The 25671-nt window shown below is 65.0% G+C and carries 30 protein-coding genes; 18 read left to right on the top strand and 12 right to left on the bottom strand.

From position 1 onward, the window contains the following. Positions 1-16: 16 nt before the first annotated feature. The 5 genes from AC4D6D_RS15155 (at position 17) to pnp (ending at position 5088) form a co-directional block, all read left to right on the top strand. Positions 17-607, top strand: coding sequence for a thymidine kinase (locus AC4D6D_RS15155; RefSeq protein WP_147219495.1), 591 nt, complete (start codon positions 17-19; stop codon positions 605-607). A gap of 40 nt (positions 608-647) precedes the next feature. Then, positions 648-1334 (top strand): site-2 protease family protein, encoded by a 687-nt coding sequence (locus AC4D6D_RS15150; RefSeq protein ID WP_491325938.1) that lies wholly within the window; start codon positions 648-650, stop codon positions 1332-1334. 48 nt (positions 1335-1382) lie between these two features. Continuing rightward, entirely contained in the window at positions 1383-2339 is a 957-nt protein-coding gene (gene truB / locus AC4D6D_RS15145) for a tRNA pseudouridine(55) synthase TruB (RefSeq protein WP_491325937.1), read from the top strand. Next, entirely contained in the window at positions 2323-2592 is a 270-nt protein-coding gene (gene rpsO, locus AC4D6D_RS15140; RefSeq protein WP_021232261.1) for a 30S ribosomal protein S15, read from the top strand. Before truB ends, rpsO begins: the two co-directional genes overlap by 17 nt. Before the next feature lie 168 nt (positions 2593-2760). Further along, the gene (gene pnp, locus AC4D6D_RS15135) at positions 2761-5088 is read left to right on the top strand and encodes a polyribonucleotide nucleotidyltransferase (RefSeq protein WP_491325936.1); all 2328 of its coding nucleotides are present in this window, start codon (positions 2761-2763) and stop codon (positions 5086-5088) included. A 209-nt stretch (positions 5089-5297) separates the two neighbouring features. On the opposite strand, the gene AC4D6D_RS15130 is transcribed toward pnp, so the two are convergent. Next, positions 5298-6602 (bottom strand): sensor domain-containing diguanylate cyclase, encoded by a 1305-nt coding sequence (locus AC4D6D_RS15130; RefSeq protein WP_491325935.1) that lies wholly within the window; start codon positions 6600-6602, stop codon positions 5298-5300. A 166-nt stretch (positions 6603-6768) separates the two neighbouring features. Beyond that, positions 6769-7392: an SOS response-associated peptidase family protein gene (locus tag AC4D6D_RS15125; protein ID WP_491325934.1), complete on the bottom strand. Its 624-nt coding sequence runs from the start codon at positions 7390-7392 to the stop codon at positions 6769-6771. 245 nt (positions 7393-7637) lie between these two features. On the opposite strand from AC4D6D_RS15125, the gene thiC reads away from it, so the two are divergent. The 6 genes from thiC (at position 7638) to AC4D6D_RS15095 (ending at position 12335) form a co-directional block, all read left to right on the top strand. After that, the gene (thiC, locus tag AC4D6D_RS15120) at positions 7638-9521 is read left to right on the top strand and encodes a phosphomethylpyrimidine synthase ThiC (protein WP_491325933.1); all 1884 of its coding nucleotides are present in this window, start codon (positions 7638-7640) and stop codon (positions 9519-9521) included. Positions 9522-9679: 158 nt separating this feature from the next. Next, positions 9680-9973: a hypothetical protein gene (locus AC4D6D_RS15115; RefSeq protein ID WP_147219502.1), complete on the top strand. Its 294-nt coding sequence runs from the start codon at positions 9680-9682 to the stop codon at positions 9971-9973. Continuing rightward, positions 9970-10755 (top strand): DUF72 domain-containing protein, encoded by a 786-nt coding sequence (locus AC4D6D_RS15110; protein ID WP_491325932.1) that lies wholly within the window; start codon positions 9970-9972, stop codon positions 10753-10755. Before AC4D6D_RS15115 ends, AC4D6D_RS15110 begins: the two co-directional genes overlap by 4 nt. 196 nt (positions 10756-10951) lie before the next feature. Then, the gene (locus AC4D6D_RS15105; protein WP_491325931.1) at positions 10952-11548 is read left to right on the top strand and encodes a hypothetical protein; all 597 of its coding nucleotides are present in this window, start codon (positions 10952-10954) and stop codon (positions 11546-11548) included. Positions 11549-11637: 89 nt separating this feature from the next. Continuing rightward, entirely contained in the window at positions 11638-11952 is a 315-nt protein-coding gene (locus AC4D6D_RS15100) for a YciI-like protein (protein ID WP_491325930.1), read from the top strand. After that, positions 11949-12335, top strand: a complete 387-nt coding sequence (locus tag AC4D6D_RS15095) for a YybH family protein (RefSeq protein WP_491325929.1) — start codon at positions 11949-11951, stop codon at positions 12333-12335. The genes AC4D6D_RS15100 and AC4D6D_RS15095 overlap by 4 nt, the downstream gene beginning before the upstream one ends. A gap of 11 nt (positions 12336-12346) precedes the next feature. Here the strand turns inward: AC4D6D_RS15095 and AC4D6D_RS15090 are convergent, their stop codons facing one another. After that, complete coding sequence (locus tag AC4D6D_RS15090; protein ID WP_491325928.1) at positions 12347-12868, bottom strand: hypothetical protein; 522 nt, start codon at positions 12866-12868, stop codon at positions 12347-12349. A gap of 161 nt (positions 12869-13029) precedes the next feature. Between AC4D6D_RS15090 and AC4D6D_RS15085 the strand changes: the two genes are divergently transcribed. Beyond that, positions 13030-13428: a hypothetical protein gene (locus AC4D6D_RS15085; protein WP_491325927.1), complete on the top strand. Its 399-nt coding sequence runs from the start codon at positions 13030-13032 to the stop codon at positions 13426-13428. An 85-nt stretch (positions 13429-13513) separates the two neighbouring features. Here AC4D6D_RS15085 and AC4D6D_RS15080 read toward each other — a convergent pair whose 3' ends face one another. Then, positions 13514-13795: a hypothetical protein gene (locus tag AC4D6D_RS15080; RefSeq protein ID WP_491325926.1), complete on the bottom strand. Its 282-nt coding sequence runs from the start codon at positions 13793-13795 to the stop codon at positions 13514-13516. A 326-nt stretch (positions 13796-14121) separates the two neighbouring features. On the opposite strand from AC4D6D_RS15080, the gene AC4D6D_RS15075 reads away from it, so the two are divergent. Then, positions 14122-14607 (top strand): COG3650 family protein, encoded by a 486-nt coding sequence (locus tag AC4D6D_RS15075; RefSeq protein WP_491325925.1) that lies wholly within the window; start codon positions 14122-14124, stop codon positions 14605-14607. On the opposite strand, the gene AC4D6D_RS15070 is transcribed toward AC4D6D_RS15075, so the two are convergent. The 4 genes from AC4D6D_RS15070 to AC4D6D_RS15055 all read right to left on the bottom strand — a co-directional run bounded on the left by AC4D6D_RS15070 (position 14559) and on the right by AC4D6D_RS15055 (position 16106). Beyond that, a complete protein-coding gene (locus AC4D6D_RS15070; protein WP_186830009.1) occupies positions 14559-14756 on the bottom strand; it encodes a hypothetical protein in 198 nt (65 codons plus the stop codon). The genes AC4D6D_RS15075 and AC4D6D_RS15070 overlap by 49 nt on opposite strands. 100 nt (positions 14757-14856) lie before the next feature. After that, on the bottom strand, positions 14857-15165 hold the full coding sequence (locus tag AC4D6D_RS15065; protein WP_491325924.1) for an alkylphosphonate utilization protein: 309 nt from the start codon (positions 15163-15165) through the stop codon (positions 14857-14859). A gap of 141 nt (positions 15166-15306) precedes the next feature. Further along, the gene (locus AC4D6D_RS15060; RefSeq protein ID WP_491325923.1) at positions 15307-15735 is read right to left on the bottom strand and encodes an OsmC family protein; all 429 of its coding nucleotides are present in this window, start codon (positions 15733-15735) and stop codon (positions 15307-15309) included. Positions 15736-15875: 140 nt separating this feature from the next. Then, positions 15876-16106, bottom strand: coding sequence for a DUF2061 domain-containing protein (locus AC4D6D_RS15055; RefSeq protein WP_491325922.1), 231 nt, complete (start codon positions 16104-16106; stop codon positions 15876-15878). A 696-nt stretch (positions 16107-16802) separates the two neighbouring features. Here AC4D6D_RS15055 and AC4D6D_RS15050 point away from each other — a divergent pair. Continuing rightward, positions 16803-17114 (top strand): hypothetical protein, encoded by a 312-nt coding sequence (locus tag AC4D6D_RS15050; RefSeq protein ID WP_491325921.1) that lies wholly within the window; start codon positions 16803-16805, stop codon positions 17112-17114. A 109-nt stretch (positions 17115-17223) separates the two neighbouring features. Next, entirely contained in the window at positions 17224-17766 is a 543-nt protein-coding gene (locus AC4D6D_RS15045; RefSeq protein WP_491325920.1) for an Ivy family c-type lysozyme inhibitor, read from the top strand. 9 nt (positions 17767-17775) lie between these two features. Here the strand turns inward: AC4D6D_RS15045 and AC4D6D_RS15040 are convergent, their stop codons facing one another. Genes AC4D6D_RS15040 through AC4D6D_RS15030 form a run of 3 tightly spaced genes read right to left on the bottom strand, consistent with a single transcriptional unit; the run spans position 17776 to position 21389 of the window. Beyond that, positions 17776-19386 carry a capsular polysaccharide export protein, LipB/KpsS family gene (locus AC4D6D_RS15040; RefSeq protein ID WP_491325919.1) on the bottom strand — a complete coding sequence of 537 codons (1611 nt, stop codon included), beginning with the start codon at positions 19384-19386 and terminating at the stop codon, positions 17776-17778. Beyond that, on the bottom strand, positions 19383-20231 hold the full coding sequence (locus AC4D6D_RS15035; protein WP_491325918.1) for an inositol monophosphatase family protein: 849 nt from the start codon (positions 20229-20231) through the stop codon (positions 19383-19385). The genes AC4D6D_RS15040 and AC4D6D_RS15035 overlap by 4 nt, the downstream gene beginning before the upstream one ends. A 39-nt stretch (positions 20232-20270) precedes the next feature. Continuing rightward, positions 20271-21389, bottom strand: a complete 1119-nt coding sequence (locus AC4D6D_RS15030; RefSeq protein ID WP_491325917.1) for a DUF2279 domain-containing protein — start codon at positions 21387-21389, stop codon at positions 20271-20273. A 137-nt stretch (positions 21390-21526) separates the two neighbouring features. Here AC4D6D_RS15030 and AC4D6D_RS15025 point away from each other — a divergent pair, with 137 nt between their 5' ends. The 3 genes from AC4D6D_RS15025 to AC4D6D_RS15015 all read left to right on the top strand — a co-directional run bounded on the left by AC4D6D_RS15025 (position 21527) and on the right by AC4D6D_RS15015 (position 24690). Further along, complete coding sequence (locus AC4D6D_RS15025; protein WP_491325916.1) at positions 21527-22564, top strand: phytanoyl-CoA dioxygenase family protein; 1038 nt, start codon at positions 21527-21529, stop codon at positions 22562-22564. Between the two features lie 319 nt (positions 22565-22883). Continuing rightward, positions 22884-23873, top strand: coding sequence for a KpsF/GutQ family sugar-phosphate isomerase (locus AC4D6D_RS15020; protein ID WP_491325915.1), 990 nt, complete (start codon positions 22884-22886; stop codon positions 23871-23873). 7 nt (positions 23874-23880) lie between these two features. Next, positions 23881-24690, top strand: coding sequence for a 3-deoxy-manno-octulosonate cytidylyltransferase (locus AC4D6D_RS15015; RefSeq protein WP_491325914.1), 810 nt, complete (start codon positions 23881-23883; stop codon positions 24688-24690). A 23-nt stretch (positions 24691-24713) separates the two neighbouring features. On the opposite strand, the gene kdsA is transcribed toward AC4D6D_RS15015, so the two are convergent. After that, positions 24714-25556: a 3-deoxy-8-phosphooctulonate synthase gene (gene kdsA, locus AC4D6D_RS15010; RefSeq protein WP_491325913.1), complete on the bottom strand. Its 843-nt coding sequence runs from the start codon at positions 25554-25556 to the stop codon at positions 24714-24716. Positions 25557-25671 lie beyond the last annotated feature (115 nt).

The raw sequence follows: 25671 nt of genomic DNA, 5'->3' as shown, positions 1-25671 counted from the left end.
GTTATCCCCAGCAACGATGGCCAAACTCTATTTCTACTATGCCAGCATGAATGCCGGGAAGTCGGCGACGTTGCTTCAGGCGAACTTCAACTATCACGAGCGGGGCATGCGCACGATGCTCTGGACCGCCGGGATCGACGACCGTAGCGGCGAACGCGGCGAGGATTTCGCGATCGAGAGCCGCATCGGCCTCCATGCCCAGGCCCATCGCTTCCAGCAGGATACCGATCTCGTCGCCCAGGTTCGCGCGGTCCATGCAGTGGAGCCGCTGTCCTGCGTCCTGGTGGACGAGGCGCAGTTCCTCACCCCGGAGCAGGCCTGGCAATGCGCCCATGTCGCCGACCGCGAGAACATTCCGGTGCTCTGCTATGGGCTGCGCACCGATTTTCGAGGCGAGCTGTTCCCCGGATCGGCAGTGCTATTGGGTATCGCCGATGCCCTGATCGAGCTGAAGGCGGTGTGCCACTGCGGCCGCAAGGCGACGATGAACTTGCGCGTCGATGGCGCAGGCGCGGCGGTGCGCGAGGGCGCGCAGACCGAGATCGGCGGCAACGACCGCTACGTCGCGCTCTGCCGCAAGCATTTCGGGGAAGCCATGGGATGTTGAGCGCATTGCGCACCGCCCTCTGCACACCTAGATCACGATCATGAACCAGACCCTGCTGGACGCTGCGGCGCTCATCGTTCCCCTGATCCTCGCCATCGTCTTTCACGAGGTCTCGCATGGCTGGACCGCGCTGGCGCTGGGCGATCCGACCGCGCAGGAGCAGCGGCGCCTCTCGCTCAATCCCTTGCGGCACGTCGATCCGTTCGGAACGGTGATCCTGCCCGGCTCTCTGGCGCTGGCGGGCGCGCCGATCTTCGGATGGGCCAAGCCGGTGCCGGTCAACCGCTGGCGCCTGCGCGATCCGCGCCGGGGCATGATGGTCGTGGCGGCGGCGGGGCCGGGGTCCAACCTCGTGCTGGCGGCGATCGGTGCGGTGCTGCTGGGGCTGCTGGTCCGGTTTGCGGGATCGGCGGATAGCGCGGTGCTGGAATTCGTCGCCAAGAACTTCAGCAATTTCATCATGATCAACGTGTTCCTCGCGCTGTTCAACCTGCTGCCGATCCCGCCGTTCGACGGATCGCACATCATCGAGGGGCTGTTGCCGCGCGGAATGGCCGAGGGCTATGCGCGGCTGCGGCCTTACGGATTTCCGCTGCTGATCGTGCTGCTGCTGGTGGTGCCCTACTTCTTCCCGCAGTGGGGCATCGTCGGCAGACTGGTCGCGCCGCCGGTCATGTGGGCGACGGGGCACTATTTCGCGCTGGCCCAGTTCGTGGCGGGTGTTTGACTTTCGGCAAGCGTTGACAAACCCGGCCCGCGCGACTTGGGGGAAGGCATGACTTCCACGCCCGCAACCCGCCCGGCCCCTCATGGCTGGATCATCCTCGACAAGCCGCTCGGCCTCGGTTCCACGCAGGCGGTCGCCGCCGTGAAGCGCAATCTGCGCGAGGCGGGCTATGGCAAGAAGGTCAAGGTCGGCCACGGCGGCACGCTCGATCCCTTGGCGACCGGCATCCTGCCCGTCGCACTGGGAGAAGCGACCAAGCTGACCGGGCGGATGCTCGATGCCAGCAAGATCTACGAGTTCACCGTGCGCTTCGGCGAGGAGACCGACACGCTGGACCTCGAGGGCAAGGTCATCGCCACCAGCGAGGTGCGGCCTTCGCAGGCCGAAGTGGAAGCGGTGCTGCCGCGCTTCACCGGCCCGATCGAGCAGGTGCCGCCGATCTACTCGGCACTGAAGGTCGATGGCGAGCGTGCCTACGACCTCGCGCGTGCCGGGCAGGAAGTGGAATTGAAGTCGCGCAGCGTGACAGTTTACGAACTGAGCCTTGAGCGATTCGATGCGGAAGAGGGGGCAACTCTGCGCGCCCATGTCTCCAAGGGCACCTACATCCGTTCCCTTGCACGCGACATCGCACAGGCCTTGGGAACATGCGGAACAGTGTCCATGCTGCGCCGCGTGAAGGCCGGTCCGTTCGACCTGTCTCACGCGATTTCGCTGGACAAATTGAACGAAATCGGCAAGGGCGCTGCGCTTGAACAGATACTCTTGCCACTTGAGGTGGGGCTGGACGACATCCCGGCCATCGACCTCGGTTCGGAGCAGGCAAGAGCGGTCCGACAGGGCCGCGTTCTGACCGAACTGCCCCATGAAGACGGGCTCTACTGGGCGCGAGAAGGGATCACTCCCGTCGCGCTGATGGAGCTTTCGGGCGGAGAAGCCCGCGTCGTCAGAGGGTTCAACCTTATCGGATGTCGCGGAGTAAAGTACTATGTCGGTTACCGCTGAAAAGAAGCAGGACATCATTTCGGACAACGCACGCGTCGCTGGCGACACGGGCAGCCCGGAAGTTCAGGTCGCGATCCTCACCGAGCGCATCCGCAACCTGACCGAGCACTTCAAGGCTCACCACAAGGACAACCACTCGCGTCGCGGTCTGCTGGCCATGGTCAACAAGCGCCGCTCGCTGCTCGACTACCTGAAGAAGAAGGACGTCGCGCGGTACAACGCACTGATCCAGAAGCTGGGTCTGCGTAAGTAAGACTTAACGGGAAGCGGCCCCTAGCGGGCCGCTTCTTGCATCAGGGGTACGTCCGCAATTCGGCGGCAGGCCCAGGGGCTCAAAGCGGCTCCACACCGGACCGGGACGGCATACCCGGCAGAAAACCCCGCCGTTGCAATAGGGCCGGTGGGCTGAGGAAAACCTCTTATGTTCGACGTCAAAACCGTAAGCATGGAGTGGGGCGGCAAGACCCTCACTCTCGAAACCGGCCGCGTGGCCCGTCAGGCCGACGGCGCGGTCCTCGCCACCTACGGCGAAACGGTCGTGCTCTGCGCGGTTACCGCCGCCAAGTCGGTGAAGGAAGGCCAGGACTTCTTCCCGCTGACCGTGCACTACCAGGAAAAGTTTTCGGCCGCCGGCCGCATTCCGGGTGGCTTCTTCAAGCGTGAACGCGGCGCCACCGAAAAGGAAACGCTGACCAGCCGCCTGATCGACCGCCCGGTCCGTCCGCTGTTCCCTGAAGGTTTCTACAACGAAATCAACGTCATCGCCCAGGTCCTGAGCTTTGACGGCGAGACCGAGGCCGACATCGTCGCGATGATCGCCGCTTCGGCCGCGCTGACCATCTCGGGCGTGCCCTTCATGGGCCCGATCGGCGCCGCGCGCGTCGGCTTCGTCGATGGCGAATACACGCTGAACCCGAAGCAGACCGCCGCCCTCACCGACGGCCGTCTGGACCTCGTCGTCGCCGCCACCGGCGATGCCGTGATGATGGTCGAATCGGAAGCCAAGGAGCTTACCGAGGAAGAGATGCTGGGTGCCGTCGTGTTCGCGCATGACGAGATCAAGAAGGTCGTCAACCTCATCATCGATCTGGCCGAGCAGGCTGCCAAGGAACCTTGGGACATCGACCTGTCGGACAACACGGCCGACATCAAGGCGAAGCTCAAGAAGGCCGTCGGCAAGGACGTCACCGCCGCCTACAAGCTGACCGACAAGTCGAAGCGCTCCAATGCCCTGAACGCCGCGCGCGCCAAGGCCAAGGAAGCTTTCGCGGACGAAACCCCGCAGACGCAGATGGTCGCCATCAAGACCATGAAGAAGCTGGAAGCGGAAATCGTGCGCGGCGCCATCCTCAAGGACGGCAAGCGCATCGACGGCCGCACGCTGGAGCAGGTCCGCCCGATCGAAGCGATCGTCGGCTTCCTGCCGCGCACCCACGGTTCCTCGCTGTTCACCCGCGGTGAAACGCAGGCGATCTGCACCACCACGCTGGGCACCAAGGACGCCGAACAGATGATCGACGGCCTCGAAGGCCTGTCGTACTCGTCGTTCATGCTGCACTACAACTTCCCGCCCTACTCGGTCGGCGAAGTGGGCCGCTTCGGCGCTCCGGGCCGCCGCGAAGTCGGCCACGGCAAGCTGGCATGGCGCGCGCTGCACCCGGTGCTGCCCTCGAAGGAAGACTTTCCCTACACGATCCGCGTTCTCTCGGACATCACCGAGTCGAACGGTTCGTCCTCGATGGCCACCGTCTGCGGCGGTTCGCTGTCGATGATGGACGCCGGCGTGCCGCTGGTCCGTCCGGTCTCGGGCATCGCCATGGGCCTGATCCTGGAAGGCAAGGACTTCGCCGTCCTGTCGGACATCCTGGGTGACGAAGATCACCTCGGCGACATGGACTTCAAGGTCGCGGGTACCGAAGCCGGTATCACCACGATGCAGATGGATATCAAGATCGCGGGTATCACCCGCGAGATCATGGCCAAGGCGCTGGAGCAGGCCAAGGCTGGCCGCGCGCACATCCTGGGCGAGATGACCAAGGCCCTCGGTTCGGCCCGTACCGAACTTTCGGCTCACGCACCGCGCATCGAGACGATCCAGATCGACAAGTCGAAGATCCGTGACGTCATCGGCACCGGCGGCAAGGTGATCCGTGAGATCGTCGCCGAAACCGGCGCCAAGGTCGACATCGACGACGAAGGCGTGATCAAGATCTCGTCCTCCGACATCGCACAGATCGAAGCCGCCAAGAAGTGGATCCTCGGCATCGTCGAGGAAGCGGAAGTCGGCAAGATCTACACCGGCAAGGTCGTCAACATCGTCGACTTCGGTGCCTTCGTGAACTTCATGGGTGGCAAGGACGGTCTCGTCCACGTCTCCGAAATGAAGAACGAGCGTGTCGAAAAGCCGACCGACGTCGTGAAGGAAGGCCAGGAAGTCAAGGTCAAGGTCCTCGAGATCGATCCGCGCGGCAAGGTTCGCCTGTCGATGCGCGTCGTCGACCAGGAAACCGGCGCCGAGCTGGAAGACACCCGTCCGGCCCGCGAACCGCGCGAACCGCGCGGCGATCGTGGTCCGCGCGAGGATCGCGGCGGTGATCGTCGTGGTCCGCGTCGTGACGGCGGCCGTGGCGGCAACGACCGTGGTCCGCGCGGTGAAGGCCGGGGCGATCGCGGTCCCCGTGGTCCGCGCGGCGACAACAACGGCGGCGGCGATCCCGATCACATGCCGGCGTTCCTGAAGGAGGACTGATCGCATAGCGATCGGCCATTCAGGACCCGAAAAGACGAAGGGGCCGCAGCGATGCGGCCCCTTTTTCGTGCTCGCTATGAAAATTCCCGATCTTCGTCATTGCGAGCGAGGCGAAGCAATCCAGCCAACTCTGGATTGCCGGTCGGCTTCGCCTCCTCGCAAGGACTAATGGGGCTTGGGGCGCCCGCGCGGTCGGGGGCTGTTCCCCCTCAGTTCGCCGCAGCCAACCGGGGTGCGCCCTTGTCTTCACCGCGCACGCGGCGCGGGGCGGTGACGACGCGGTTCTTGCCCGCCTGCTTGGCGGCATAGAGCGCGCTGTCGGCCATGGTCACGACGTCGCCTGCGCCCGTCGCCGTCTCGGGCACGGTGGCGATGCCGAAGGAGGCGCTGACCTGCGCGCCATGCGCGGCCGAGAGTGCCTCCACCCGCTGGCGCAGCAGTTCGGCCTTGGCGGCGGCATGTTCGAGGCTGCACTTGGGCATGATGACCAGCAGCTCCTCGCCGCCGTAGCGGGCGATCACGTCCGAGGGGCGCAGGGTGCTGACAAGCTGTCCCGCCACGTCGCGCAGCACGGCATCGCCCTTGGCGTGACCGTGGTCGTCGTTGAGGCGCTTGAAGTTGTCGAGGTCGATCATCAGCACCGAGATCGAAGTGCCGGTGCGCTGCGCCAGGTTGATGTAGCGCTCCAGCGCATCCTCCATGTAGCGTCGGTTGTAGAGGCCGGTCAGCGGATCGCGGAGAGACTGGGTGCGCAGCTTCTCGCGCAAGGCGATGTTGGACAGCGCGAGCGAGATCGAATCCGCCAGTGCCCGCGCGATCCGGGTAACGTCCTGAAGCTGCTCGCGGGCATCGGCGGCCTCGCTGGCGAGCACGAGCAGCCCGAACACCTGACCGCGCGCCATCATCGGCACTTCGATGCTGGAGGCCTTGCCGATCGCGTGCGGGCAGCAGAGCGTGCCGACCTGTCCGCCGTGAACCTGCATATCGTTGACATGCGGCTTGCCGCGTTTGAGCGCCCAGCAGGTCTCGGGAAACAGCGTAGGCGCCGGGGCGAAGGCCTGCCTTTGGCTCCACGACTGTGCCAGGTCCAGCCGGTCTCGCGAATTGTTGAAGAGGTAGAGCGCCCCGTCGAGGTCCGGCAGCAGGCGCCGGGCGCTTGCCATCAGCACGGCCCCGGCATCCTCCTTGTCGTCGGCGGCCTGGAGCATGTCGGTCATCGCAAACAGCTCTTCGACTTGTGAGCGCGCCGCGCTGGCCTGCGCGACCAGCGTCAGGTGTCCGTCGAGTTCGGCAACCGCCCGCCTTCCGTAGCGAATGCCGACGCTCACCGTGAACAGGGCCGTCACCGCGGCGAACCCGGCGAGTGCCCGCGATAGCGTGCCGTGGGTAAGTAAGCTCGCGACGGCACTGATCGCGCAGGCGAACTGGACCGCATGGACGGCCATCCGCGCCATGGTCATCGTCCTGTCCGGCGAGAACATCCCCGGCGATGGAATACTGTCGAAATTTTCCATCCACACCCTGCCTGCCTCGAAACGGACAAGATATCGCCTGACAGCTAACGAACCGTAACAAACAGCATTAAGATGAAGTTATTATGGATTAACTTCAGGTAATTGCGCAAAGGAGTGGGCTGGAATTGGTATGCTGCGCGGTTTCTTTTTTGTCTGCTTTTTCGCCTTACGCCCCGACAACCCGCAGCGTCATGCGTGAAGAACCGTAAGGCGCGACGAGCGCCGCAGCACGCTTCCAGTCACCGCGTAGCCAGTCTTCATGTGCTTCGGGCGGAAGGATCACCGGCATCGTGTCGCGACCTTCGGCGCGCAAGGCGGCGTTGGCTTCGCAGGTGAGCAGCGCGAAGCTGGGCACTTCGCTGTCCTTCCACACGCCCGCCATCGCGAAGATCGGCTGGTCGGAGGCGCCGAACCAGCACTGGCGGCGCTTGCCGTCGCGCGGATCGACCTTGCCCCATTCCAGGAAGGCACTGGCGGGAACGAGGCAGCGGAACTCGCTGTTGCGCAAGTTGCCGATCCAGAACGGGCTTTCCAGATTGCGGACGGTGAGGATGCCGTGGCGCCGCTCATCCCACCCCTGAGGAGGTGGCGGTACGCCCCAGAGGCGGGGGACCATCCGGCGCGGCAGGCGCTTTTCCGGGCGCGGGCCCGCCACGAATTCGCGCCCCATGGTGATGACAGGGGCAAACCCGCCCGCTGAAACCGAGCCGCCGGGCCAGGGATCGTCGCCCGCATCGAAGCCGAAAGTACGGGCAACGTCGCGGGCGGGCGCGTCAAGGCGATAGATCATCGGCATGTCTGTTCGAGGCCCTAGACGGCTGGAAAAGCCGCGTCTATCGTCCGCCCATCCCCGGGGAGCTTGTGTCCAAGGCTTTCGAATCCGAAAGCCGAACGGAAACAAATGGCTGAGAGGGGCAGGTCACGCTGCCCGACCCGTTGAACCTGAACCCGTTAACACGGGCGGAGGGAAGGGCGGGCCACAGGACTCTTCTGTCGCGACCTTTCTTTCGTCCATAAGCCGAAGGAAAATCGCTTATGGCCGACATCAACTCCAAGCTGGAGATCGGCGTTACCACCGGACCCATTCGCGGGTCGAAGAAGATTCACGTCGGGCCGCTTGGCGTCGCCATGCGGGAAATTCATCTTGAATCCGGTTCGGGCGAGGCGCCCGTGCGCGTCTACGACACTTCCGGCCCCTATACCGATCCGAGTGTCACCATCGACATTGCCGCCGGTCTTGCGGCCAAGCGCCGCGAGTGGATCGTGGCACGCGGCGATGTCGAGGACTACGACGCCCGCGCTGTGAAGCCGGAAGACAACGGCCAACTCGGACCTGATCGTTCGGGAGGCGTCCCGGCGTTCCCCAACGTGGTGAAGCGCCCGCTGCGCGCCAAGCCGGGCATGAACGTCAGCCAGATGCACTACGCTCGCCGGGGCATCATCACGCCGGAGATGGAATACGTCGCCGAGCGTGAGAACCTCGGCCGCGCGATGCTGAAGGAATATGCGCGCGACGGGCAGGACTGGGGCGCGGCGATCCCGGACTATGTCACCCCCGAATTCGTGCGCGAGGAAGTGGCGCGCGGCCGGGCGATCATCCCCTCCAACATCAACCACCCCGAAAGCGAGCCGATGGCGATCGGCCGCAACTTCCTGGTCAAGATCAACGCCAATATCGGCAACTCCGCCGTCGCCTCGGACGTGGCGAGCGAAGTGGACAAGATGGTCTGGTCGATCCGCTGGGGCGCGGACACGGTGATGGACCTCTCCACCGGGCGCAACATCCACGACACCCGCGAATGGATCATCCGCAACTCGCCCGTGCCGATCGGCACCGTGCCTATCTATCAGGCGCTGGAAAAGGTCGGCGGCATTGCCGAGGACCTGACTTGGGAAGTGTTCCGCGATACCCTGATCGAACAGGCCGAGCAGGGCGTGGACTACTTCACGATCCACGCCGGCGTGCGCCTGCCTTTCGTGCCGCTCGCCGCCAAGCGCGTGACCGGGATCGTCAGCCGCGGCGGCTCGATCATGGCCAAGTGGTGCCTCGCCCATCATCGGGAATCGTTCCTCTACGAACGCTTCGACGAGATTACCGAGATCATGAAGACCTACGACGTCGCCTATTCGCTGGGCGACGGGTTGCGCCCCGGCTCGATCGCGGACGCCAATGATGAGGCGCAGTTCGCCGAACTCTACACCCTTGGCGAACTCACCAAGCGCGCCTGGGCGCAGGACGTGCAGGTGATGATCGAGGGGCCGGGCCATGTGCCGATGCACAAGGTGAAGGAGAACATGGACAAGCAGCTCGAGGCTTGCGGCGAGGCGCCGTTCTATACCCTCGGGCCGCTCGTGACCGACATCGCGCCGGGCTACGACCACATCACCAGCGGCATCGGCGCGGCCATGATCGGCTGGTACGGCACGGCGATGCTCTGCTACGTCACGCCCAAGGAACACCTTGGCCTGCCGGACCGCGACGACGTGAAAGTCGGCGTCGTCACTTACAAGCTGGCCGCCCATGCCGCCGATCTGGCCAAGGGGCACCCGGCCGCCAAGGTCCGCGACGATGCGCTGTCCCGCGCCCGTTTCGAATTTCGCTGGCGCGACCAGTTCAACCTCAGCCTCGATCCCGACACCGCCGAGCAGTACCACGACCAGACGCTTCCGGCGGAAGGGGCCAAGTCCGCGCATTTCTGCTCGATGTGCGGGCCGAAGTTCTGTTCGATGAAGATCAGCCAGGAAGTGCGGGACTTTGCCGCCAAGCAGAACCAGCCCTCGACCGGCTTCATCGCGGCCGAGGAAGGCGGCAAGCTGGCCATCCTTGAGGCCGAGGCGGGCATGGCCGAGATGAGCAAGGTGTTCAGGGAAACCGGCAGCGAACTCTACATGGGATCCGGCGGCCGCGAGCACGATTGAGGCGCTAACCGGCTGAACGGTCGCCAAACTCTTTGTCGTCCCCGCGAAAGCGGCCCTCCGCTTTCTTCCCGGCCCCTATACGGGAAGAATAGCGGAAGGGTGCCTTCGCGAGGGCGACGAAGAGTGCTAGGGTCGGACCTCCAAGGAGATCCGATTTCATGCGCACCCCCGCCGACGACTGGATGAAACTGGCGCACGACAGCTACAGGCTCTGGGCCGATTCGATGATCGTTATCGGCATGCGGACGACGGACATGATGACCGGGCGCGGCAGCAACCGCGAAAACATGCTCATGGTCACGGAAAAGCTTCAGGCCAATGCCGAACTGGCGATCAAGCTGGCCACCGGCGGCCTCGCGTCTCCCGAAAAGACCGCGCACAAGGCCGTCCGCCACTATCGCAAGCGCGTGACCGCGAATCGTCGCCGCCTTTCGCGGGCCAAGCCCCGGTGAGCGCGCAAGGCTCCGGCGCGATCCATATCGGCATCGGCGGCTGGAGCTATGATCCCTGGCGCGAGACGTTCTATCCCAAGGGCGTCTCCAAGGCGCGCGAACTCGAATATGTCGGCCAGCACCTCACCGGCACCGAGATCAACGCCACGTTCTACGGCCGCCAGAAACCGGCCAGCTTCGCCAAGTGGCGCGATACGGTGCCGGACGGGTTCAAGTTCGCGCTCAAAGGCTCGCGTTACTGCACGAACCGCAAGAACCTCGCCGAAGCGGGAGAGAGCGTCACCAATTTCATCGAGCAGGGGATCGTCGAACTCGGCGACAGGCTGGGTCCGATCAACTGGCAACTGGCCGCCACCAAACGGTTCGACCCCGAGGAGATCGCCGCTTTCCTCGCCCTGCTGCCGGCGAGCCATGAGGGCGTCGCTCTGCGCCACGCCATCGAACCGCGTCACGAGAGCTTCGACGATCCGGCCTTTCTCGATCTCGCCCGCAAGGCCGGTGTCGCCGTCATCCTTGCCGACAGTTCCAAGTACCCGGCCTTTACGGAGGCCGCCGAGGCAGGCCCCTTCGTCTACGCCCGTCTCCAGAACGCGCAGGCCGGGATCGAGCAGGGCTACCCTGACGCCGAACTGGATCTCTGGGCCGGACGCGCCCAGGAATGGTCGCAATCAGGGCGCGATGTGTTCCTGTTCTTCATCAACGGCGCAAAGGAACGGGCACCGGCAGCGGCGATGGCGTTGATCGCCAAGCTTGCGGATCGACGAGGCGAAGGCGTTTTTTGATCCGGCCGCAATTTCCGGTGTCTACCTGAAACCTGCCATTCTGGAACCGTCCACATTGCCGTCGTAAGATGAGCAGGCTCTCGGAAAACCGCCGTTCGATGGGAGCCTCTCACCCATTCGCAAAGGTTAAAAGGTTCGAAGCGCGGCGCGATGTCACCATTCGGAACCTCGCGCCTTCCCCTTCGTTGTAGCCGCCATGAAAAATCTTCTCACCGCATCGGTTCTCGCCGTCGCTCTTGCGGCCTGTTCGCCCGAGCCTACCAAGGCGCCGGAACAGCCCAGCGATACGGCCACCTCTTCCGCCACGACGGACGAAACCGTCTCCGAAGCGCCTGTCGCCACGCCCATGGCCACTGCCGATCCCAAGGTGCTGTCGCTGGAAGGGCTGGGAGATCTGAAGATCGGCCAGGCGGTGCCTGCAGGGTCGTCCTGGGCCGAGCGCGGGGCGCAGCAGAGCGATGCCTGCCGCACGGTGACCTCGCCAGACTATCCGGGCGTTTACGCCATCGTCGAGCAAGGCAAAGTGCAACGCATCACGCTTGGCCAGCGCTCCGAGGTCACACTGATCGAAGGGATCGGTGTCGGCTCCAGCGAGGCCGATGTGAAGAAGTGGTTCGCGGGCTTCCGGGAGGAACCACACAAGTATGAGGGCTCTCCGGCAAAGTATCTCACGGCGCCCAATGCCGGAAGCGGCGACCCGGCACTCCGGTTCGAGATCGGGCAGGACGGGAAGGTCAAGCTGATCCACGTCGGAACGATGCCGGTGCTGGGGTATGTCGAGGGCTGTTCCTGAGAAACAGGAATTTTCGACTTCCCGCGCGCCACACCCGCCGGCTTTCGTGTAAGGCCCTTGGTCTTACTTCGAAGCACGAAAGCCCTGCGATGAATCACTATCTGCTGACCTACCATCTCGCGCCGGACTATCTGGAGCGCCGTCCGCAGTACCGCGAGCCGCATCTGGCGCTGGCCTGGGCGGCGGTGGAACGCGGAGAACTGGTGCTCGGCGGGGCGGTGGAGGACCCGGTCGATACCGCGCTGCTGCTGTTTGCAGGCGAGGGGCCGGAACCGGCAGAGGCTTTCGCCAGGGCCGATCCTTATGTGACCGAAGGCATTGTCGAGCGCTGGACGGTACGACGCTGGGCCACGGTCGTCGGGCAATCGGCGGCCAATCCCGTCCGTGCCGACGGTCACGCGTGAGCGCGGCGGAACTCGCGATCCGTTCCCGGCGGGCGGCATTCAACCGGGCGATCGCCGAGGGCGACGCCGCTGCCATCGGGCCGATCCTCACGCGGGACTGCGTGATGGTGACGGGCACCGACAGCGCGCTGATCTCGGGGCGGATGGGGCAGGTTAAAGTCTGGCGCCGCGAGTTCGCGGGCGCGGCGCGGCTGGTCTACACCCGTACGCCGGAGCAGGTCACGATCTCGCCGGTCGAGCCGATCGCGATGGAGTACGGGCGCTGGAAGGGCATAGACAGCACTTCCGACGTGTTGGCGGCGTCCGGGACCTACACGGCCAAGTGGCGCGAGTTGGGCGGCCAGTGGGTAATCGAGGCGGAAGTCTTCTTGACGCTGGCCTGAGGACGGATCCGTCAGGCGCCCTCGCGCTCGGCGGCGAGGACATCGGCGGCGGCTCCGGCGGCACGGGCGGCCGATTCGGCGGCGGAATCGCGGCCGGGGGACAAGGGGCTTGCCGAGCCGGAGTTCCGCGGCGCGGTCGGCTGCGGCATGTAGCCCTGCGGGGCGGGCAGGGCGCGCGGCGGGGCGGCGATGAAGCGGGGCGCATCACCGCCGCCGTCTTCGTCGCTCCAGCGCGGAGCGGGAGCGGAGTACCCGTCATCGGCCCAGCCAGGACCGCCGAGCATGACCATGCGTCCGCGCGGAGGGCCGAAACCGGAGTGGTCGCTGCCGGTATAGTCGTCGTCGGAAAGAGCGTAGCCCTGCTCTTCCTCTGCGGCATAGGCGCGATCGCCGCGCGAAGACTGGCGCGCCTCACCGCCTAGGGCATAGCCTTCCGGATACTTCTGCATCCGGCCGGTCGTCATGCCCGCAACGACCACGCCTGCGCCGACGCCGCCTGCGGCCAGCACCAGGAACCATTTGCCGAAACCCATTTCAACTCCACGTCACGCCAGCCTCACCTTCCCAATATAGGCCTATCCGAGGCCCGATGTCGGTGAGGTGAATGGTTTTGGCGGCTAATGCTCTGGGCAATGGGGATTATACCTATGCCCGTGAAAAGGAACCGTTCATCTCGCAGTGACATGGTGAACGCATGTTTACGAAACGGTCAGACGCCTATTCGCTCACGCCCTGCTGGTTCTCGCGCGTCCACGAACCCGATGGACGGCGGGAGCGGGAGGACGACGGAACGCTGATTTGCACTTGCCGCTACTGCCGCAAGCGCATCCGATCGCGCGAGGGCAAGACCTGGAACCTGGCGGACGGCCTCGATCTCGATGCTCTGGCCGCCTCCTGCATTTCCAGCCATTTCAGCGTGATCGACGTCGAGGAAGGGATGGTCCTGGCGCGCTACAAGGTGCCGCCGGATTCGGACGAACTCGCCATCGAGGAAATGCGCGGCATGATTGCAGCCAAGCACGGCTTCGAGGAAGGCGGCGATCTGGAAATCCGCCTTATCCGGCACGAGGAGGTACTTCAGAAACGGCATTGAAAGCCGGGTTCCAGGCACCAAAAAGGGCGCTCACCCGGCTGGGGAGCGCCCTTTTTCATTCAGGCCGAAGCCCTGATAAGGTGCCTTACTCGGCAGCGGCCTGGGCCAGGGCGCCCTTGGCGTCGGCGAGGCGGAAGTTCACGTTGCGCGAGTTGTAGGTGCCGGTCACGCGGTTGCCCGAAACGTAAAGGCGGAAGGGAACCTGACCCTGGGCGGTGCCGGAGATCACGGTAACCTTGCCCTTCTGCTCGGTCGTGTAGTTGTAGTGCACGCCGTCGTGCGAGAAATCGCGCGTTTCATCAGCGTAGGCAGTGGTGGTGGCAACGGCGGCGAAAGCGGCGCCAGCGGCAAAAACGGTCTTCAGCATGGCAAAATCCTTAGTCTCAGCGATAGGAGATTGCCTTGGGCACCCCTTATCTTGTTGCAGTGCAACATGTCTGTCGGGGGCTGCCGTCGCAATGGCATTACTTGCCACTGGTGTTGCACAAAGTGCAACTTTGCAAATTCCTGCGACGATTGATTGTGTTAGCGGTAACTGGAATGCCGGAAAAAATGGTCCTGACCTAAAATTTCGTTGATTCGGCGCGGAACCAACGTTCTCTTTCGGGCGAATCGGTGGCCGTTGAGGATGATGCAGCGCTTCGCAGGAGGTCTCGATTGCGTGATTTGCGTGAGGCCGATAGAAGTCGGGCCATGAAGAAAGCTCATGCAGCCATGCGACGTGTCGGGTTTGGATACGTGGCGGCTCTGGGAGCCGCTTTCGCAGTGGCGGCTTGCCATGGCGGCGGGAAGGACATGCCGGGAGACGCCGGGGACCACGTGCCCTTCCACGAAATCGGTGTTGGAGACACCGTTCACTTTCTTGGTACGGAACCGTTCTGGGGTGGCGACGTAACCGGCAAGCGGATGACCTATTCCACGCCGGACTCACAAACGGGGGAGATCATCCCTGTCACACGCTTTGCCGGGCGCGGCGGGCTGTCGTTCACCGGGATGCGCGGCGGTGCCGAACTGACATTGGCGGTCGCACCGGGACAATGCAGCGACGGGATGTCCGATCGTGCCTATCCCTTAACGGTAATGCTGAAAATCGGTGAAGAGACCCGGCAGGGCTGTGCCTGGACGGATCGTCAGCGGCCGAGCGGCGGGGAAACTTCGGGCGCCTCCGGGCCGCGCTGAGCGTCCGGACGGGGCGAAGAGGCGGCTTCGCGGGGCGTCTGGGCTGCTGTCGGCGGATCGTCCGCCTCGGCCCCGGCAGGCAGGCAAGCGCCCGCCAGGCCTCCGAGCGCGATGGCGGCGACCACCGCGCCGAGCATGGGAATCTTCATTGGCGTCTTCATCGGCAATGCGGTTCTCCGATTGCCCCCTTCCGAGAGTAAAACGCCTGAAATTCCGGGCCGTTCCGTGGAGGGCGGCCGGGGACCCCATTCAGCGCTTGCGCACGAATTCCGCGCGCAGGACCAGGCCCTTGATGCCGGGGTACTTGCAGTCGATCTCCTGCGGATCGCCGGTCAGACGGATCGCCCTGATGAGCGTACCCTGCTTGAGCGTCTGCCCCGCGCCCTTGACCTCAAGGTCCTTTATCAGCGTGACCTGATCGCCGTCCGCCAGCAGATTGCCGACGGCATCGCGCACTTCCACTGCATTCGCGGCGGCGCGTTTGCTTGCCAGTTCGGAGGCGGGCATCCATTCGCCGCTCTCCTCGTCGTAGACATAATCTTCGTCGTCGCCTGCCATGATCGTCCTTTCGTTGAAACGACGGCCATGACAGGCGACGACGGCTTTTCCTAGGGCGTCTTCACGTTCGGTGAAGACACCCTAGGACTTTGATACTGCTTTTTCCGAGTTTTTGACCCTAAACGGTCAACCTGGAAATGCTCAGCCTTCCAGCGTCTTTTCGAGCGTGATCTCGCAGTTCAGCAGTTTCGAGATCGGGCAGCCGGCCTTGGCTTCGTCGGCCAGTCGCTCGAAATCTTCCGCGCTGATCCCGGGAACGCTGGCCTTGAGCGTCAGCGCGGACTTGGTCACCGCGAAGCCGCCGTCGGCGCTGTCGAGCGTGACCGTGCACTGGGTGTCCAGCGTACCGTCGGCGAAGCCCGCCTTGGCCAGCGCGAAGCTGGTGGCCATGGTGAAGCAGGCAGCGTGGGCGGCGGCGATCAGTTCCTCGGGATTGGTGCCCGGCTGGCCTTCGAAGCGGGTGCCGAAGCCATAGGGCTGGTCGCTGAGCACGCCCGAACGGGTGGTGATCGCGCCCTTGCCCTCCTTGCCGAGACCTGTGTAGCGGGCGGAGGCTGAGTTCGTCGTCATGCCGGTGTTCCTTTCATGGATTTACGGGAAGGGATGGGCAAAAAGGGATGCGGAACATTTCGGCCGCGAACCTGGGCAAACGCGACGCCGCAGATGTCGTTCCCGATTCGCTGACGCCCTGTCATGGCGCAAACGGATGCTCAGGCAGGGTGCAATGCCGGAAAGCCCGGATTTTCGACGTTAGCGGATGCAGCATTGAATCGTTTCCAGGCGCGTTCGTGGAACCGGAATGCTACCGCGTCGATGCCGGGTTCTACAAGCGCGATCCCACCCGCGAGGGCCAGCGACCCTGTCATTACATGGGCAACGGTGAAGCCTACCGTCAGGTGGAGGCCCAAGTACGTCAGCGTCTTGGTGGGATCGCAGGGCATGCCGAATTCTTTTCGCAGTGCAAAATATCGGAATCCCGCGGGTTTGCGCCAATGATCGCTTCCGGTTTCCTTGATCGCCTGCTATGTGTTCAGCCAGAAGAGAGGCGGGCCGCGAAAGACGGTGCCGACTGGGAAGAGGGCCAGGAATTAAGGACGTCGTGAAGCAATTCATGACGGTATCGCAGGCGGAACTTGTCCCGTTCGTGGCAAATCGGATCGAAGCCGGTTCGTTACGTGCGGGCCGATAAGCGAGCACTGCGATGACGCTGAGCATGATCGGTGCCGCTCTCATGCAGGATAGCCCGGTTCCCCGAGCGGACGATTTCGCCCTCATCCAATGCAAACCGGGATTCGCCCCGATCGTTTTGCGACGGCGTGGCGACGGTTTGTTCCCTGGATGAGGGCGGATCGTCTATCGGGAAACGCCAGCAATACGGGGCGCGACGCGATCGACGACCCCTCGGTCAGGCTCCGGCGCGAGCTGGTCTGACGACAGGGAGCAGGCGGCATGTGCTGCAGTACGGCGCCTAGGCGGGCGTTGTAGGCATGTGCGGCAAAAGGCCGAGGGAAGGGAGAAAGTCAGGGCGCGGCGGACTGAGGTCGGTCGCGCCCTGATGTTTCGGGGGCGGCGGGTCCCTCCATTGCCATGACTGCGTTCCGACTGGACCGGGATGATGCGGCGCAGCATAAGGCGGCATGGAATTCGTCCACCAATATGAGCGCGCGATAACCTGGATCGTCGCGCAGTGCCCGGCCCCCGACAAGTTCGCGCATACTTACGCGGGCCTGACGATATGGCTTCTCACCGCGATTCTGATGAAGAAGAAGCTCAGCTCCAACTGGCCGCTGGCCATGGTGGTGATCCTCGAACTCGGAAACGAATATATCGACCGGCTCGCGCATGGGTCCTGGGCCTGGCACGATACGATCGGCGACGTGATCGCCACGCTGTTCTGGCCCTTCGTGCTGTCCTTCGCGATGCGCTTGCGTCCGGCGATCCGCGGCTGAGCGATCGGGCTGACAAATCGGACTTTCTCCGGCGCGATTGCAGGGAGGGCGGGAACCGGCGATGCTCCGATGCGATTCGACAGGAGTCGAACGTGACGGAGGATACCGGATGCATGACCCTGATTGGCGCGCCCTGGCGGCGGGCGGCGCTCTCGTTCTCGCTCTTGGCAGCCTGACGGGCTGCAACAAGGGCGCCGAGCCTGACGCGGTGCCTTCCTCCCTTGTCACCGAGCCGACCGATGCGGGCGTTGCAACGGACGAAGCCGCTACCGGCGCCCCCACCGGCGCGGTGGCCAGCCTGTCTGCCTATGTCGGCAAGTACCCTCTCGACAAAGTGGGCGACTATGCGTTCTTCCAGCATCCCGTGGTGCAGGAAGGCCTGTCCCGCGCGGTGACCGATCCGAAGGTCCTCGCCGCCATCGCGGCGATAAAGGGGCCGGTCGGGCCGGTAATGCGCAAGGACAACGACATCGCCGCCTCGCAGTGCCAGCAGCACGACTGCGGCGCCCACAACTATGCAATCCACGTCGATGCAACGACGAACACAGTATCCTCGGTCTGCTATTACGACGAGCAGACCGGGCCGATCGCCACCTGGTACAAGCCGGACGGGTCGAAAGTCAGCGAGGGCGACGGCTGCTCGGTCGGCTGAGAACGGCCTTCATCGGCCCATCATCCAGCCCAGCAGGCGCTTAATCCGGCCTTGGGCCTCGCGCAGGCGGATGAGGCCGGAGCGGACTTCGGCCTGTCCCCCCGCGATCCGCTCCACGAGGGTTTCCGGCTCGCAGGGCAGGCGGGTGACCGGGTCGAGGTAGCGGGGGTAGAGAATGAGCGTGGCCGCCACCAGTTCGTCGAGCCCGCGCCGGCGGGTGCGGCGGGCGGGCACGGCGCCAAGATCGTGGGTCAGGCCCCATCCGGCGTAGAACGGCACACCGTGAGTGACGACTTCGCGGCCGCGCATGAGTGCCTCGAACCCGGCTAGCGACGTCAGGACATGCACGGCATCGACCCGGTCTAGCAGCGCGGCGATCGAGGAGGTGCGGTCGATCTCGTCGGCATGTTGCAGCGCCTCGGCATCGGGGACGTGGCCCTTGCGGTGGCCCGCCTCGACATCGGGATGGGGTTTGAAGACGATGTGCGCGTCCGGTTCATGGGCCCGGGCGCGGCGCAGCAGGGCGAGATTGTCCAGCCCGCCGCCGCCGCGCAGCACCGAGCGGTCGTCCGCGACCTGTCCGGTCACGAGCACCTGCTTGCGGCTGGTCTCTCTTGTCCCGGCGAGGCGTTCGGCGTCCTGTCCGTACTTGCTGATCCCGCCCGAAACGAGCCGTTCGCGCAAGGCCACCGCGCGGCGGAGCATGTCCTCGGGGATCGTCGCGGTTTCGAGCAGCAGTTCCAGCTCGCTCGCCTGGGCGGGGTCGAAGTGGGGGCCGTGCGCGTCGACGACGATCGAGAGCGGCGGCACGCAATTGGCACCGAGGCCGGTCGAGCGGATCATGCCGTCCTCGATCTCGCCGATCCGCACGCCGCGCGATTCGAGCCGCGACAGGGTGCGGGCGTCGCTGCGCGCGATCCAGGCGAGCACTTGCGAGGCTCCGGTGGGGAGCGGGGCGGGAAGCTCGGCGGCCCTGGCGTGGCGCACCGGGCCGGAGCCGTCCCAGAGCAGGGCGTCGGCGGTGATGCGCTTCCATGGCGCGATTCCATAGATCGCGGCGACGGCGCGGTTCGCGTCGATCAGGCGGCGCCAGCGGGCCAGCACTGTGATCGCCTGTCGCGGTTCCAGCACATCGCCGGTGAAGGGATCGCGATAGGTCCAGCGTCCGAGTTCGGCGGCGAGTGTCTCCTCCAGCATCGTGGCGTCGGCCAGCGCGGCGAAGCGGCCCGTGCCGAGCGGTTCGACCCGGCAGCCGGAGAGGGCGGCGACCAGCAGCAGTTCGTCGTCGGCATCGGCGATCACGAGATCGGCGGCGGCGCAGAGGCTCCAAGGATCGGCATCGGCGGGCAGGCGATCCAACGAGACGGCTTGCGATTCCAAGCCTGCTGCGCGCAGATACCGCGTGGCTTCGCCTGCTATTTCGGGTTTTGTCGCAGAAACGACAATGGAGCGGCCTTCGGGTAGCGAGGCCGGCTTGCCCCAGTAAGCACCGCCGACGCGTGCTTCGCGCAGAGCGGCGGCCAAGCTCCGATCGTCCGCATTGCGGCTGGGGGAGGCCTCGGCGAGAGGCGCGGCGCGATGGCCCGGAAAGGGCGGGATGCGCAGGAAGGGAACCGTCATCGCGCGGTCTCTAGCTGCACGACAAGCGAATCGCCAAGTGTCGAGAGGCGATCCGCCGCCCATTCCCACGTCTTCTGCGAGGCAGCGGCGATCAGGCCTTCGCGCCGGTCGTCGCAGCGATAGGCGGTGCCGTCGGGTCGGGCGGCGCGGCCTCCGGCTTCGTTGAGGAACAGCACGCCTGCCGCGTGGTCCCAGGGCAGGGTGCGGGTGAACAGGGTCGCATGGTTGCCGCCCGTGGCGATGCGGGGGTACTGGTCGGCGGCGCAGCGGGGGCTGTCGAGCACTTCGGCATCCTTGGCGAGAGCGGTGAGCAGGCGCGCGCGTCGCTCCTTGTCGGGAATGAGCCGTGTTACCGCGACGATCGGACGCGTCGGTTCGACGGACGGTGCGCGGAACGCCGCGCCGTCGATCGTCGCGCCTTTGCCCGAGAGCGCCGCGCAGAAGCGGCCGGACAGCGGATCGAGGATCCAGCCGCCGACCGGAATCCCGTCTTGCGCCAGCGCCACGAGCAGGCCGAAGGGACCGGTTCCCGCCGCGAAATTGGCGGTTCCGTCCAGTGGGTCGACGATCCAGCAGGTGCCCGAGCCGAGCTGGTCCAGCAGTTCCGGCCGGTGATGCACGGCTTCCTCGCCGACGACATGAGCGCCGGGGATCAGGCCCGCGAGGCGATCGGACAGGATCGCTTCGCATTCCCGATCAGCGGCAGTTACCGGCTCGCTGTCACCGGGGTTCTCGGCCTTGTCCTCTACCGGGGCAGCGCCCGCGGTGCCGAAACGCGGCAGGATGGCGAGACGTGCCGCCTCGCGCATCGCCTGCTCGACGGCAGGCGTGAGATTTCGGTTCATGATCGGCGGGCCTTGAGGGTCTGAACGGGAAGCTAGCCGTCACCAATGGCCGAAGTCGCCGTGCGTGTCGACACGCAGCGAGGTATAGGGAAGCTGGACGTGATCGAGCACCGAATAGGCGGCCTTGCCGAACCGCGACTCCGAGCGGCCGAACAGCAGTTCGCCCAGATTCAGGCCGAGACCGAAGAACAGGTGCCGCTTGGGTTCGATACCCCTGGCGCGGTCGCTGTTGAGGAAGTCGGTGGCGTAATAGCCGATCTGGAGATCGAGGAAACGCAGCGGGCTGTGTTGGAGGCCTTCGAACCCGGCGCCTTTCAGGGCGAAAAGGAAGCGCTGCTGCGCATAGTGCTTCTTGCCGACGTGGCTGTAGATCTGGTCGTTCGGCATGATCTCGATCTTGAAGGCGAACTTGTCCTTCAGGCCCGGCACCGTGTTGCGCAGCACGGAGAGCGTCGCGCCGGTCAGGTTCATGGCGATGTCCTGCATCGAATAGCCGCTGTCGGTCTCGATACCGTCCGATATCTCGTTGAGCGCCATGACACCGGCGGCGAGGACGCCTGCGGTCACGGCATCGCCTTCCGAACCTTCTGTATTGCGGTGCAGGCGGGCATGGAGAATGTCGGCGATCAGGTAGGTGTTGAAGGCATGGGTGAGCTTGTCCATGCCGATGTTCGCGGTGTCCTTGCCGAACCAGCCTTCGTCCTTGAAATGGAACGGGGCGGTCTTCTTGAAGAGCTTGGGAATGCTTTGCGCGCCCATGTAGACGAACAGGATCGCGAGTTCGGTCTTGATCGTTCCGGCCTGCTGGAAGAAGCCGCGATAGGGAGCGTCTTCGCGCGGGATATGTCCCGAAGCGTCGAGAGGACCGCCGGGCGAGAGGGGCTGGGCAGGGCCGTAGATATCGGCTGGCTCTTCCGCCGGCTGGGCAAGCGTCGCCGGAGTCAGGTCGATCAGGGCGGGCGAGGATTCGGGAGAGGCGATATCGGCGAGATTCCATCGCGATACGGTGATCGGCAAGGCCCCGATCGAGGTGTCGGTTGCGGGGATTTCCGGTGCCGAAAAGGGCGGCGAACCATCCCATTCATCTGCCCGTGCCGGTGTCGCTGAAAGGCAGATGGCCAGTGCCAGCGCGATGCCGCTGGAAGAACCCATCCTCATGTATCTTCTCATCCTGAAAAGCTGAGCCGGGTATTCGGCCAAGCCTGTTCAGCGCCCCGAAGAAGACGAAATCCGTCGCCGACGATTGCCCCAACGGGCTGTTGCCCTGCTTTCGGGAAATCGGTAGCGCCCTTCCTATGAGAGTTCCGAAGTCGATAAAATTGCTACTCCTGTCACCTGTCTGGCTCTTTCAGCTAGGGACATCGGCCAAAAGTTTTCTCGACAATCCCCTGATCGGCTCACCGCGACTCAATCGATTGGGGCTGCATCGGGGGCGGGTCAGGCTGGCCGGCGCGCTCTGTGCCTGGCGGCGCTGGCGGCTGGCTAAAAAGGTTCGCGCGGACTGGCGCGAGGCCTTCGACCGTGACGGCTATGTCGCGATCGAAAACGTGATTCCGCCTGAACGGTTCGCCGCCTTGCGCGCCGCGATCCTCTCCTACGAAGGCGAAGCGCGCGAGATGCGGCAGGGCGATGCGATCACCCGCCGCCTCGCGATCGATCCGGCCATGCTGCACGCGATTCCGCAGCTGCGTGGAGTGCTGGATCGCCGCGATCTCAATGCCCTGTTCGAATATGTCGCCGGTTTCCGGATCCGTCCGGTGCACTATATCCAGACCATCGTTACCCACGATGCCAGCAACGAAGCCGACCCGCAGGAAGCGCTCCATGCCGATGCCTTCCATTCCTCGCTCAAGGCCTGGCTCTTCCTCAACCCGGTCACGGCGGACGAAGCGCCTTTCACCTTCGTGCCCGGCTCGCATCGCCTGACGAAAGAGCGGCTGGACTGGGAATATCGCCGCAGCCTGGCCGATCCGGACGCGATCGATCGCCTTTCCGCACGTGGATCGCCCCGGGTAAGCGCGGAGGATCTGGCGGAGATGCGGCTCCCCCCGCCCAAGCCGCTCGCGGTGCCCGGCAACACACTGGTCGTCGCCGACACCCTGGGCTTTCACGCGCGTGGCGACTCGGTGCGGCCGATCGAGCGCGTGGAGATCTGGTCCTATTCGCGGCGGAACCCGTTCCTGCCCTGGCTGGGCGGCGATCTGCTCAGTCTGCCCGGCCTTGCCGAGCGTCGTATCGGCTGGCTCTGGGCGATCCGGGACAAGTTCGAGAAAGTGGCGGGCCAGCCCTGGCAGCGTGTCGGCAGGCGTCGTCCCGTAGATGCGTCAAACTGAATGGGCCGGGTTTGTTTGCCGCAAAAATGTCACGATTAAATTCCGTCAACTATATCGCGCTTCTATTGACCGACCCCTGTGCCGGATTTGCGGTAAATGGAGGAAAACGGCGGTATTGCGGGGTTTACAGACTTGCTCATGCTGCTTAGCACAAAATCGCGGATTATGCCGATGCCTAACAATACATGTCAGGAGTCGGGAGTTGTGCGCTGCGACAAGCAAGGTATAGGCGATGCGAATCCATCGAAAGCACGCTGCCAGGGGGGTAAAGTTGTCGAATTCGGTTGTCCCGATAGCCGTCGGGGCTAGCAATTTCATCGTGTCCCGTGCGCGCGAAGTCATCGATATCGAGGCTCGCACGCTGGACGAGCTCGGCGCGTCGCTGGGAACGAGCTTCACCAAGGCCTGTCAGCTTCTGGCCGGTGCTTCCGGCCGCATCGTCGTCGCCGGGGTCGGCAAGTCGGGCCATATCGCGCGCAAGATCGCGGCAACGCTTTCCGCCACCGGCTCTCCCGCCATGTACCTCCATCCCGGCGAGGCCGCGCACGGGGATCTCGGCATGGTGGTCGAGGGCGACGTGGTGCTCGCCATTTCCAACTCGGGCAATACTGCCGAGCTTCAGGTGCTGTTCGACCATGCCGAGCGCTGCGGCATTCCCGTCGTCGGCATGACCTCCTACGTCGATTCGCTGGTCGAGCGTCGTTCCGACGTCTGCGTATTGCTGCCTGTCGCGACCGAGGCCTGCTCCGCCAATATTGCGCCGACCAGCTCGACCACGCAGCAGCTCGCGCTCGGCGATGCGATCGCGATGGTGCTGATGGACATGCAGGGCATCTCGCGCGAGAGCCTCAAGGCGCTTCATCCCGGCGGTTCGATCGGCCTGCGTCTCGCTTCGGTCAGCCAGATCATGCACGGCGTGGACAAGCTGCCGCTGGTCGATCTCGACCTGCCGATGGATGATGTGATCACCTGCATGACCTCGATGGGCTTCGGCATCGCCGGGGTGGTCGATCCGGCGGGCCGCCTGGCCGGGATCATCACCGACGGCGACTTGCGCCGTCACTTCAAGATGCTCGACCAGGTCTGCGCGCGCGAAGTCATGACGCCGCGCCCGAAGATGCTGCGCGCCGACATGGCGGCCGAGGATGCCCTGCGCTTCCTTAACGATGCCCAGATCACCTGCGCTTTCGTGGTCGGTGAAGACGGCCCCAATTGCGCCGTGGTCGAGGACGAGATGGTCGCCACGATCAACCAGATCCCGGTCGGCATCATCCACCTGCACGACTTCCTCCGCGCAGGGCTGAGCTGACCTTTCCGTGACGTCTACCAGTTTTGCGATCGTCATCCCGGCGCGCTATGCGTCGAGCCGTTACCCGGGCAAGCCGCTCGTTCGTCTCGCCGGGGCCACCGGCGAGGAACGCAGCCTGATCCGGCGTAGCTGGGACTGCGCCATGGGCGTACCCGGTTCCGCCGGCGTCTGGGTTGCCACCGACGACGCGCGGATCGCCGCGGAAGTGGAAAGCTTCGGCGGGCAGGTGGTGATGACCTCGCCCGATTGCGCCAACGGCACCGAGCGCTGTGCAGAGGCCATTGCAACCCTCGGTCCGGTGGCGGATGTCGTGGTGAACCTGCAGGGCGATGCGCCGCTGTCCCCTGCGGGTGTCGTGCCCGCGCTGGTGGATCGCCTGCTGGAAGATCCCGAGGCGATCATGGCGACCCCGGCGGTTCGCGCCTCGCGCTCGGTCTACGAGCATCTGGTGCAGGACCAGGCCGAAGGTCGCGTCGGCGGGACCACCGCCGTGATCGACGGCCGGGGACGGGCGCTCTATTTCTCGAAGCGGGTGCTGCCTTATCTTCCGGCCGAAGCGGCGGCGCGGGAATTCCCGCCGGTGCACCTGCATCTCGGTCTCTATGCCTATCGCCGCGAGGCGCTGGAGCGCTATGTCGCGGCACCGCCCTGCGAGCTTGAACTGCTCGAAGGGCTGGAGCAGCTGCGCTTCCTCGACCTCGGCCTGCCGGTCTCGGTGGTCACGCTCGATTCGCTGTCGTGGGACGCGATCGAACTCAACAATCCGGGCGACAAGCCGGTGATCGAGCGCATTCTGAAAGAGCGCGGCATCGCCTAAGAGGCGGGCCGCGCCACTTCACCTCAGTCGATATCGAGCGGGGGGAAGGCCTTGACCACGCGGTCGATGGCCTGAACCTGCTGAAGATAGGCGCGCAGGCGGTCCAGCGGCAGCGCGCAGGGGCCGTCGCAGAGCGCCTTGTCGGGATCGGGGTGCGCTTCCAGGAACAGCCCGGCGATGCCCAGCGCCATGCCCGCGCGGGTGAGCGCGGCGGCCTGGGTGCGGCGACCGTCGGCGCTGTCCGTGCGGCCGCCGGGGCGCTGGAGCGCATGGGTGGCATCGAACACCACCGGCGCCATCGCCTTCATCTCGTCCATGCCCAGCATGTCGACGACGAGATTGTTGTAGCCGAACGAGGAACCGCGCTCGCAGAGCAGCACCTGGCCGTTCCCGGCTTCCTCGCACTTGCGGATGATGTGGCGCATTTCCTGCGGGGCGAGGAACTGCGGTTTCTTCACATTGATGACCTTGCCGGTGCGGGCCAGCGCCACCACGAGGTCGGTCTGGCGCGCGAGGAAGGCGGGAAGCTGGAGGATATCGGCGACTTCGGCCACCGCCTCGGCCTGGAACGGCTCGTGGACGTCGGTGAGCACCGGCACGCCGAAGCGATCCTTCACTTCGGCCAGGATCTTCATGCCCTCGTCGAGGCCGGGGCCGCGGAACGAGGCAATCGACGAGCGGTTCGCCTTGTCGAAGCTGGCCTTGAACACATAGGGAATGCCGAGGTCCCCGGTGACGCGCACGAATTCGGCGGCCACGTCCATCACTGCCTCTCGGCTCTCCATCACGTTCATGCCGCCGATCAGCACGAAAGGCCGGTCGTTGGCGAAAGTGACGCCGGAAGGCAGGGAAACGGATGCGATCATGGCTGGGGTCTGTCCTTGTCGATGAAGGCCCTGCCCGTCGCCGGGGCGGGCCTTGCCGTCAAGCTGTTTCGAAAGGCGGAGCGGGCGGCGAGCAGGGGGAAGGCGCGCGAACTGT

It is taken from the genome of Novosphingobium sp. BF6 (assembly GCF_058273105.1).
The sequence above is the reverse complement of the archived record's forward strand: the minus strand, read 5'-3'. Positions and strand labels throughout refer to the sequence as shown.

What these genes read in the sequence shown, in the direction of transcription:
- AC4D6D_RS15070 (WP_186830009.1), bottom strand. Translation starts at nt 14,756, where the DNA reads ATGAAGATTCCCATGCTCGGCGCGGTGGTCGCCGCCATCGCGCTCGGA.
- AC4D6D_RS15105 (WP_491325931.1), top strand. Translation starts at nt 10,952, where the DNA reads ATGAAAAATCTTCTCACCGCATCGGTTCTCGCCGTCGCTCTTGCGGCC.
- thiC (WP_491325933.1), top strand. Translation starts at nt 7,638, where the DNA reads ATGGCCGACATCAACTCCAAGCTGGAGATCGGCGTTACCACCGGACCC.
- AC4D6D_RS15075 (WP_491325925.1), top strand. Translation starts at nt 14,122, where the DNA reads ATGAAGAAAGCTCATGCAGCCATGCGACGTGTCGGGTTTGGATACGTG.
- AC4D6D_RS15150 (WP_491325938.1), top strand. Translation starts at nt 648, where the DNA reads ATGAACCAGACCCTGCTGGACGCTGCGGCGCTCATCGTTCCCCTGATC.
- truB (WP_491325937.1), top strand. Translation starts at nt 1,383, where the DNA reads ATGACTTCCACGCCCGCAACCCGCCCGGCCCCTCATGGCTGGATCATC.
- AC4D6D_RS15100 (WP_491325930.1), top strand. Translation starts at nt 11,638, where the DNA reads ATGAATCACTATCTGCTGACCTACCATCTCGCGCCGGACTATCTGGAG.
- AC4D6D_RS15125 (WP_491325934.1), bottom strand. Translation starts at nt 7,392, where the DNA reads ATGATCTATCGCCTTGACGCGCCCGCCCGCGACGTTGCCCGTACTTTC.
- AC4D6D_RS15035 (WP_491325918.1), bottom strand. Translation starts at nt 20,231, where the DNA reads ATGAACCGAAATCTCACGCCTGCCGTCGAGCAGGCGATGCGCGAGGCG.
- AC4D6D_RS15030 (WP_491325917.1), bottom strand. Translation starts at nt 21,389, where the DNA reads ATGAGGATGGGTTCTTCCAGCGGCATCGCGCTGGCACTGGCCATCTGC.
- AC4D6D_RS15155 (WP_147219495.1), top strand. Translation starts at nt 17, where the DNA reads ATGGCCAAACTCTATTTCTACTATGCCAGCATGAATGCCGGGAAGTCG.
- AC4D6D_RS15085 (WP_491325927.1), top strand. Translation starts at nt 13,030, where the DNA reads ATGTTTACGAAACGGTCAGACGCCTATTCGCTCACGCCCTGCTGGTTC.
- AC4D6D_RS15130 (WP_491325935.1), bottom strand. Translation starts at nt 6,602, where the DNA reads ATGGAAAATTTCGACAGTATTCCATCGCCGGGGATGTTCTCGCCGGAC.
- AC4D6D_RS15090 (WP_491325928.1), bottom strand. Translation starts at nt 12,868, where the DNA reads ATGGGTTTCGGCAAATGGTTCCTGGTGCTGGCCGCAGGCGGCGTCGGC.
- AC4D6D_RS15055 (WP_491325922.1), bottom strand. Translation starts at nt 16,106, where the DNA reads ATGCCCTGCGATCCCACCAAGACGCTGACGTACTTGGGCCTCCACCTG.
- pnp (WP_491325936.1), top strand. Translation starts at nt 2,761, where the DNA reads ATGTTCGACGTCAAAACCGTAAGCATGGAGTGGGGCGGCAAGACCCTC.
- AC4D6D_RS15060 (WP_491325923.1), bottom strand. Translation starts at nt 15,735, where the DNA reads ATGACGACGAACTCAGCCTCCGCCCGCTACACAGGTCTCGGCAAGGAG.
- AC4D6D_RS15050 (WP_491325921.1), top strand. Translation starts at nt 16,803, where the DNA reads ATGGAATTCGTCCACCAATATGAGCGCGCGATAACCTGGATCGTCGCG.
- AC4D6D_RS15115 (WP_147219502.1), top strand. Translation starts at nt 9,680, where the DNA reads ATGCGCACCCCCGCCGACGACTGGATGAAACTGGCGCACGACAGCTAC.
- AC4D6D_RS15065 (WP_491325924.1), bottom strand. Translation starts at nt 15,165, where the DNA reads ATGGCAGGCGACGACGAAGATTATGTCTACGACGAGGAGAGCGGCGAA.
- AC4D6D_RS15080 (WP_491325926.1), bottom strand. Translation starts at nt 13,795, where the DNA reads ATGCTGAAGACCGTTTTTGCCGCTGGCGCCGCTTTCGCCGCCGTTGCC.
- AC4D6D_RS15040 (WP_491325919.1), bottom strand. Translation starts at nt 19,386, where the DNA reads ATGACGGTTCCCTTCCTGCGCATCCCGCCCTTTCCGGGCCATCGCGCC.
- AC4D6D_RS15045 (WP_491325920.1), top strand. Translation starts at nt 17,224, where the DNA reads ATGCATGACCCTGATTGGCGCGCCCTGGCGGCGGGCGGCGCTCTCGTT.
- AC4D6D_RS15025 (WP_491325916.1), top strand. Translation starts at nt 21,527, where the DNA reads ATGAGAGTTCCGAAGTCGATAAAATTGCTACTCCTGTCACCTGTCTGG.
- kdsA (WP_491325913.1), bottom strand. Translation starts at nt 25,556, where the DNA reads ATGATCGCATCCGTTTCCCTGCCTTCCGGCGTCACTTTCGCCAACGAC.
- rpsO (WP_021232261.1), top strand. Translation starts at nt 2,323, where the DNA reads ATGTCGGTTACCGCTGAAAAGAAGCAGGACATCATTTCGGACAACGCA.